This window comes from Chromatocurvus halotolerans (assembly GCF_004340525.1).
Taxonomy (GTDB): domain Bacteria; phylum Pseudomonadota; class Gammaproteobacteria; order Pseudomonadales; family Halieaceae; genus Chromatocurvus; species Chromatocurvus halotolerans.
In genome coordinates this window covers 1-1,747 of record NZ_SLWX01000040.1, presented here as the reverse complement: position 1 = coordinate 1,747, position 1,747 = coordinate 1, and the positions used below count along the sequence as shown (strand labels likewise).

The window sequence follows — 1,747 nt, the reverse complement described above, 5'->3', positions numbered from 1 at the left end:
ATTGATGACGTCATGGGTGTTCTCCTGTGGGTGACCAGGAGAACGGTATCGTGATGTCAGGCTACTGAATACGACGCCTCAGAATGAGCGGTTACGCGACACATGGCACCCGGGATAATGGACAGGACGGACTGGAGGTTCTGGTGAGCGCACCGGAATTGCACGAGGGTGCAGAGGTCCTCAGCAGTGATATGCCTGAGGCAAGAGAGGGCTTATTGGTCAAGGCAACCCAAGCTCGAACTCATGCGATGGATGACCGGGTGGGTTGATGACGCTCAGGCGACTGCCGTTGCCTCTATTTCAACCATGAGGGCCGGATCGAAGAGGCCAGCAACCTCAAGAAGGGTACAGGCTGGCTTCGCACCATCATCACTCCACAGGGGAATCAGCGACTCGGCGTGCTCCATGAACATTGCCACGTCAGTGGTGTAGATGTTCATCCTGACAATATTACGCGGGCCCATGTCGGCTTGCACGAGAACCGCCTTCAGATTGCTCCAGGCTTGCGCAAATTGCGCTACCAGATCGCCGTCGTGCAGCGACACCCCTTCCGCGTCAGTGGATGCCTGCCCCGAAACGTACAACACCCGCTCACCGCCGGTAACCTCGATAGCGTGATTCAGACCAAAGTGTTCCATCCAGGGAGTCGAATTGATAGCGCGCGATTTCATGAATGCTTCCTCGATAAGCCAGCAACAAGCGGTGTCTCTATCCCCAATAACCCAACGTTTCCCGAAACCCGTTATCCATCACTGTCCTTAGCAACCCCTGAACCGCAGCCGTATCATTGACGTGGGGGAACTCCCCCTCGGGCACTGGAAGTCCCAGAACGTTTCAGAGCGGCCCCTAGCCCTGCGAGACACCGAATACCAGTAGCCGCTCAGGTGCGATGGTCGCCTTGACCAGCTAGGTGTTCTCCTCGAAGCGCTGCAGCAGGTAATCACGGTCATGCATGCGATCTTCAAAATAGTCATTGAGAGTGGCGCCAAGGAATGCCCCGGCCTCGCTGGTCGGCAGAAAGCGAATCCATTCCTCGTCAAAGATGGTGCTCTGCGTCGACAGGGTATAACAGGGAAAGCCCAGTCGCACGAGCGCGTGTTTCATGGACATGGTCGCGGTGCGACCAAAACCCGAACCGATGACCTGCAGCGGCATGTGGAGTTCCTACTTTCTTGTTGTGTCGCATCGAGCGTAGGGCAAGACAACCAGCAGGTCGACAACAAAAGCGAGGAGGGATGGGCCACGAATCGTCTGGAACTTACAGCGCATATCCTGTCAGAACCTGGACAGGCCTCGTGACAGAAAAGCGTCGGGGACGACGATTTTTCGCTCGTGTGCTTTGGAGAGTCCGGGCCGGGACGCATTGGCATGCTGCTGCCCGGATTTACAACAGCAACCAGTCTACGGAGGATGTATGACACGTACTTCAACCGCACTTGTCGCCGTACTCGCAGCAGGCAGCGCTGCCTGGACGAACGCACAGTCATCGGACGGCTCAAACGTCTCGCCCTATGCTATGGCCGACGGTTCAGTCATTACCATCGACGGCACCGTCGATAGCGTCTCACCGGACTCATTTGCCCTGGATTACGGCCAGGGCGTCGTCACTGTAGAATTCGACGATGGTGATCGCGATGCAGATGCCTATAAATTTGAAGTGGTCCAATGGATGTGACCAACCCAGTTAAGGATAATATCCTGAACTGGAGGCGGTACAACATGAACACGAGAAAGAAGTATTCGAAGG

3 protein-coding genes are annotated in these 1,747 nt (G+C 55.9%); 1 reads left to right on the top strand and 2 read right to left on the bottom strand.

Going from position 1 to position 1,747, the window contains the following annotated elements; genetic code table 11:
• Positions 1 to 275 precede the first annotated feature (275 nt).
• Positions 276 to 671: a RidA family protein gene (locus tag EV688_RS17300; protein ID WP_117315793.1), complete on the bottom strand. Its 396-nt coding sequence runs from the start codon at positions 669 to 671 to the stop codon at positions 276 to 278.
• A 235-nt stretch (positions 672 to 906) separates the two neighbouring features.
• Positions 907 to 1,155: a sulfotransferase gene (locus tag EV688_RS17510; RefSeq protein WP_162883825.1), complete on the bottom strand. Its 249-nt coding sequence runs from the start codon at positions 1,153 to 1,155 to the stop codon at positions 907 to 909.
• 259 nt (positions 1,156 to 1,414) lie between these two features.
• Between EV688_RS17510 and EV688_RS17290 the strand changes: the two genes are divergently transcribed.
• On the top strand, positions 1,415 to 1,675 hold the full coding sequence (locus EV688_RS17290; RefSeq protein ID WP_131917735.1) for a hypothetical protein: 261 nt from the start codon (positions 1,415 to 1,417) through the stop codon (positions 1,673 to 1,675).
• Positions 1,676 to 1,747: the final 72 nt, after the last annotated feature.

Excerpts from the sequence above, each read along its gene's own strand:
- EV688_RS17300 (WP_117315793.1), bottom strand. The coding sequence starts at position 671 with ATGAAATCGCGCGCTATCAATTCGACTCCCTGGATGGAACACTTTGGT.
- EV688_RS17510 (WP_162883825.1), bottom strand. The coding sequence starts at position 1,155 with ATGCCGCTGCAGGTCATCGGTTCGGGTTTTGGTCGCACCGCGACCATG.
- EV688_RS17290 (WP_131917735.1), top strand. The coding sequence starts at position 1,415 with ATGACACGTACTTCAACCGCACTTGTCGCCGTACTCGCAGCAGGCAGC.